We start from the raw sequence: 5,452 nt of genomic DNA, 5'->3' as shown, positions 1-5,452 counted from the left end.
GGTCTTTAATCACTCCGGCGAGGTAAGGGGAAGCGCCGCCCGCCAGTGCCTGACCAATGTTCCCGCCCGCAAGTCCCTGAATGGCGGCAGTGGCCGCCTGTAAAGCGGTGTGGTATTTCCCACCGGTGCCAAGGCCAGATTCATTCAACGCCTGATTATAGGCGGTTTTGTAAATCTGGTCTTGAATGAGTTCCGGGGTGATGTCGGTTTTACCTTTATCCTCCAGGACTTTTATGGCCGCTTTTCTATCCGGGTCGCTGATGTTCTCCAGTTTGGCGTGGGCGGCTTTGGTGGCGATAATGGCCCCTTCGGTACTGGCGATGTCAATCACCTGCGCACTGATTTCGCCAATTAGTTGGGCCTGTTTCAGTCGTTGTTGCTCTTTCTCTTTGTCAAAGATAGGGCTGAGAGCATTGTTAGCATGGTCGGTATCCCGGCTCAGGGGGGTGATATCCTGCTGCTGGTTGTCTTTATCCCGGATAATCAGGGCGCCGTCACTGACTGCGGCATGGGTGGTGCTTTGAGCATGGCCTTCCCGGTTAGCGCCACCCAGGGTATTGGCCGCCATGTTACTGAGTAACATACCGCCTGCTGAACCCCCGGTGCTGATGCTTACGCTGTGGTGTTCAGTTTTAAAATCCGCTTTGTTTTTTATATCGCCGAAGCCGAGAGTGCCGGTATCGAGGGTGTTTTTGTCTTTGTCTGCGGTACTGGCAATGACTGCGCCATCAAGCTGAGTATGTTCACCCACTTTCACTTGATAGCCGCCTTTGCCGGCAAACAGGCCAGTCTGCTCCTGTACGGAGTCAAAGTTGCTGTGGATTTTGTCGCGGCTGGCGCTGAGGTTTAATGAACCGCCTGAACCTGGGCCGACAGTGGCACTGACGCCGGCACTGACATTCTGCTGCTTCATATCGTAGCGGTTGCTGTCCTGCTCGCTACTGAGCGTCAGGTGACGTTTTACGTCGGCGGTAATTTGTTCGCCGCTGACCTGAGCGCCCTTGAGGGTGACAGTTTGCCCTGCATCCAGCGTAGTTTCATTATGGCTGACGCCATTGCCGCTTTCACGGCCTTTGCCGTAGTTGGTGCTGGCGGAGATATTCAGGCCAGTGGTAATGTGGCATGACTTTATACCTAAACTTAAATGAATGCTTCCTGTAATTCTTCATAGAGAATTTTCCCCTACTTGTTGGTTATCCAACTTTCGGGGGGAGTTCACAAGGTCTGGATATGTATTATTTCAGCATTAGAGAAAGCTTACTTATAAAGTTGTTTTGATTGAATTCAATATGTAATACATAGTTATCTCTCACATATTTTATCCATCGGTTAATGTATCCCAACAGCATATCTGGTTTGCCTCCTCCGCTTGACGTTGGTTCGCCTATGGATTCAATAACTTTTGACTCCTTTTCCTTTAGCTCTATACCTTCTGGTAATTCACCAATATAACCAGTAAAGCCTTCACTTGGTTCTATAAAGAAAGTAATTTGATCTAGGATATTATTCTCTAGTAAAAGTAATATTCCTGAATTATAAAAAGAATAATAGATTCTTTCTCCTAAAATATCAGGAGAAACATCTGGTATTTCATTAACTTCTTGAGCTAATAAGACAAAACGATGATCGAGCTTCGAACATCCAAGCAAAGTTATAATTTCTTGCAATTTCAACATTATTTTATTACTCCTTGACCCCGATTACGTTCTACGATCTGTCGCACCGCATCATCAACTAATTTAGGATCATAACCTCGTTCTATCATATTACGTCTCAAAGCTTCGGTATCACGGCATACGGCACCACAAAGATCCTGTGCATCTTTCTGAACTTGAGCGGGAGTATTTTTACCTCCGTAAGTCGGGCTGGCTTTATGTGCATCCCGTGGAATTTCAACAGCCGTTGCATTTTGGTATAAAGTTTTTTCCTCTGCGGGGGTTAATTTTCTTCCTAACTCATCTTCCTTTGTTTTTCTAAGCGCTGCAAATGACGGAATATGGTCATGCTCTAGTTTATCCCCCACGACTGAGCGGGATTTTAATTCCTTATAGGAACCAACATCCAGCGCCTGCTGCCTTTCCGGGTCTTTCAATGCTTCCGTAGCTTTTTTCGTTGCAGTGATGGCTTCCTGCGTATTTCAGCATTGAGCACGGACCGTTGATTATCCGGCTCGTTGAGAACAGCGGAGGGTTAAAGGGAAAATCCTAGCACTTTGGCTGGGATTTTTCTCACTAATACATATCAAATAGCCAAAGTAAAAACCCAGCTAAAGCACCTGCTGCTCCAATTTGCAAATGAACCCCTATATTGTCTTTGATGGAACAAAAAATATCGGCTTTGTCTATAAACCATAAACTGAAAGCTTGTGAGATAACACTCAGCAAGAAAACAGCCAAGAAAAAAGAAAATGATAGATAACACATAATCACTATTGATTTCATTTTATTTTTTTTCATCTTGCTGTTTTCCTTCTTGTACTGCTCCCCCAACAGTAGAGTTGAACCAACCTGATACGGCTGAATCACCAACGTTACCAGCCACTGATGGGACTGAACTTTGTCTCGCAGGCTTTGTAATTGTCCAAATCCCGATTGGTTCCCATTCAAGTTGTTTCGATATTGGATTGAAAATCTTCTCCATTGGAATTTTCAGAACATTACCAGCCGTGTAACCTGCACTGGCACCTCCTTTACTCAATATCGCATTTAAGAACGGATCATCCCCTTTAATTTCCGCAGTGTAGTAACCACCTATTGCATTCCACGTTACAGTGGGGTTGTAACCTTTTCCAGCAGTAATGGCGCCAACAACACCTGCACCAATCAAATCAGAGAGTTTTACTTCTTTCGTCGTACCATATTGAATAGCCGCATTCATACCACTGGTGATCCCTGCTGCAAGTAACTGTTCTTTGCCTTTTGCTCCCTGAATCATCGCCTTTGCACCAAAGACCATTACAGGCCATGAAGTTGGATCTAAGGCGACAGCAGCAACTCTGTCAGAAGTGGTAATATTATCCTTCAAAAACTGCAAATCCTTACCATTCAAATACTGCACTATCTTGATGGCGTCGGGATCTTTTAATTTCTCTGACAATCGAATTTGTAACGATCCCTCATCAAGCGCAACATTCGTATTTGCTTGAATAATTTCTTCATAAGTCACGCAGGTAATACCCCCTCCTTTAGCCTTACACTCCGCCAGTTCTTTATCAAAACTTCTGCTTTCATCTTCGTGCAAGTAGTTATTCTCCACAACAACCCATTCCAGTGCGAAGTTGACCATCGAACACCGATTTTCCTAATGCCCTCAGTCAGTTACAACCCGTTTTTTCCAATGTCCGTTCACCGCCGAACCCAAAACCCCCTGACGCGCTTTTCGCCCCCGACGGCCCGTTTTTCCCGCCGGGCCCTTGTCAGCGTAGCGCCTTTTTCGGCAACGGGCGAACGTCGCCCAGCTTGCCTGGGCGGCGGACGCACGTTCTGCGGGCGCGGGCGGTACAGAGCCCGCAAGCGGCGCCCCTGCGACGCTCTGAACAACTGGCGGCTAAAAGGAAGATCCCAACTTTTGGGGTGCAGTTCATTTACCACCGGGCAGCCGGTGCAGGTCAGCATTGAGCACGGGCTGTTGATTATCCGGCTTATTGAGAACAGCTGACGGCTAAAAGGAAGATCCCAGCGCTTGGACTGGGATCTTTTATCATTTATGATTTTTTATCTGGATTAATATATAGGTATCTTTCATCAATCTCTAATGATAGGTCATTAACAATCTTAATTATCTGATTATATTCATCTTTTGTTATTTCAACATCATAGTCAGCTATATGATCGCATAATGTTTCGAACGCTAGGACATTTTCCGAGTGATTTATATACTCCAAGTCATAATCAACAAGTGAAGGTTCCAAGCGATCTTTCAATCCTTCACCTAAAAGCCTGATTTTTTTGTTCACATTCATATTAGATACTCCTTATTTTATAGGCTTCAAGGTTGCTGGTTTCGATGTTTTATCTGGGAATGCAGTAACTACTTTACCATTTGCAGGCTCATAAATTACCCTCATGCGAACACCATCCCGAACCTCCCAAGCAACCCATCTAGCGGGTTTTCCAGCCTTGGTATAATGCCCGCCAGTTCCTGATTGAGCATACCATTGAGTCTTCGGCGAAGTTGCAATATCACCTATTTCATGGATAATTTTTTCTTTCGTCCAATTAGATGGGAAAGTCGTTTTTCCTGGATTTCCCGGGAATAAATGACCACCACTGGTAGGGCTATCGCCATACAGTATATGTTTTTTCGCTTCTGGAGAGAGAATATCTGTATAATCTGTGCTTTTTCCAACACTTCCAACCGTATCTTTGTAAGGCAGTGATTTTGCATCAGGTTTGCTTGTTGCATTCTCAACGTTTGTAACTTTACCTTGTTCTTTCGGGCTAAATTTCCCTTCTCCAGCACTCCATTGAGGAAGCGAATTTTCTGTTTTGCTAACAATAACCGGTACTTTATCTACATTAGGCGTCTTTCTAGTCAACAGGCTCGCAAAAACACCGCCCATTTTTTCTAATGCTAACTGATCACCTTCACTCGCTTTTTTAGCGGTTTCCTTGATTGCTTGCCAGCTCTCGCCCGTCATCAACGATTTTACGCTACCCGCAACGGCCTGATTTTTACCCTCCAGATCATTTAGGGCACGCTGGCAATAGTTATCTCCGATAGCACAACTTGTAATAGCCATGGCACCATCCAACGCATAATCCCCACCTGCCATCACAAAATCGCCAGTATCGCCAATGAACTCCAGAGCACCATTAACCACTGCCGAGGAAGTGCCTTCTCCCAATGTTTCCCTGATCTGAGTTTGCAGCCATTCCTTATTTTCTTTGACGGCTTTTCGGGCTTTGTCGCCGGACAAGGAGTTATTCTCAATCGCATTCTTCCCGGCCTGGGCCCCGGTAACGGCGCTGCCGGTGGAGTCACCGGTAATCCCACCGGCTAGTCCCGCTGCCAGGGTAGAAAGAGTGCTGATGGTCTGTTTTTCTTCTTCACTTAAGTCACTGACTTTAGCATTTTCGCCGTGAATGTGCTTCATCAGTTCCCGGGCAGCCAGTTCCCCGCCCGCCGCACCTGCTGCACCGGCTAGCGCATTGTTACCACTGACTTCAGCGGCCACTGCCCCCAGAATCGCATGGGCCAGGGTATTGCTCACGATATCCACTTGATGGGTTTTCGGGTCGGTGGTCAGGTCTTTAATCACTCCGGCGAGGTAAGGGGAAGCGCCGCCCGCCAGTGCCTGACCAATGTTCCCGCCCGCAAGTCCCTGAATGGCGGCAGTGGCCGCCTGTAAAGCGGTGTGGTATTTCCCACCGGTGCCAAGGCCAGATTCATTCAACGCCTGATTATAGGCGGTTTTGTAAATCTGGTCTTGAATGAGTTCCGGGGTGATGTT

At 46.5% G+C, this 5,452-nt stretch carries 6 protein-coding genes and 1 pseudogene; all 7 read right to left on the bottom strand.

Annotated elements, in window-relative coordinates:
- Nucleotides 1-1,144, bottom strand: a pseudogene (locus D3222_RS23345) (hemagglutinin repeat-containing protein); the annotation flags it as partial.
- 91 nt (nucleotides 1,145-1,235) lie between these two features.
- On the bottom strand, nucleotides 1,236-1,676 hold the full coding sequence (locus D3222_RS23340) for a hypothetical protein (protein ID WP_232832644.1): 441 nt from the start codon (nucleotides 1,674-1,676) through the stop codon (nucleotides 1,236-1,238).
- Nucleotides 1,676-2,092, bottom strand: coding sequence for a hypothetical protein (locus tag D3222_RS23335; RefSeq protein ID WP_118988223.1), 417 nt, complete (start codon nucleotides 2,090-2,092; stop codon nucleotides 1,676-1,678). Before D3222_RS23335 ends, D3222_RS23340 begins: the two co-directional genes overlap by 1 nt.
- A 139-nt stretch (nucleotides 2,093-2,231) precedes the next feature.
- Nucleotides 2,232-2,456: a hypothetical protein gene (locus D3222_RS23330; protein WP_049584802.1), complete on the bottom strand. Its 225-nt coding sequence runs from the start codon at nucleotides 2,454-2,456 to the stop codon at nucleotides 2,232-2,234.
- Nucleotides 2,443-3,285, bottom strand: a complete 843-nt coding sequence (locus D3222_RS25695) for a hypothetical protein (RefSeq protein WP_198672910.1) — start codon at nucleotides 3,283-3,285, stop codon at nucleotides 2,443-2,445. The genes D3222_RS23330 and D3222_RS25695 overlap by 14 nt, the downstream gene beginning before the upstream one ends.
- A gap of 418 nt (nucleotides 3,286-3,703) precedes the next feature.
- Complete coding sequence (locus D3222_RS23310) at nucleotides 3,704-3,961, bottom strand: MafI family immunity protein (RefSeq protein WP_118988222.1); 258 nt, start codon at nucleotides 3,959-3,961, stop codon at nucleotides 3,704-3,706.
- Nucleotides 3,962-3,973: 12 nt separating this feature from the next.
- Nucleotides 3,974-5,452: VENN motif pre-toxin domain-containing protein (locus tag D3222_RS26335; RefSeq protein WP_304598685.1), on the bottom strand; the 1,479-nt coding region annotated here is incomplete at its 5' end.

Source organism: Photorhabdus sp. CRCIA-P01, assembly GCF_003545805.1.
GTDB classification, from domain to species: Bacteria; Pseudomonadota; Gammaproteobacteria; order Enterobacterales; family Enterobacteriaceae; genus Photorhabdus; species Photorhabdus antumapuensis.
This window is presented reverse-complemented; position numbering and strand designations above follow the sequence as displayed.

Bases quoted from the DNA above. Each gene is read 5' to 3' on its own strand.
- D3222_RS23330 (WP_049584802.1), bottom strand. From the start codon at position 2,456: ATGAAAAAAAATAAAATGAAATCAATAGTGATTATGTGTTATCTATCA.
- D3222_RS25695 (WP_198672910.1), bottom strand. From the start codon at position 3,285: ATGGTCAACTTCGCACTGGAATGGGTTGTTGTGGAGAATAACTACTTG.
- D3222_RS23310 (WP_118988222.1), bottom strand. From the start codon at position 3,961: ATGAATGTGAACAAAAAAATCAGGCTTTTAGGTGAAGGATTGAAAGAT.
- D3222_RS23340 (WP_232832644.1), bottom strand. From the start codon at position 1,676: ATGTTGAAATTGCAAGAAATTATAACTTTGCTTGGATGTTCGAAGCTC.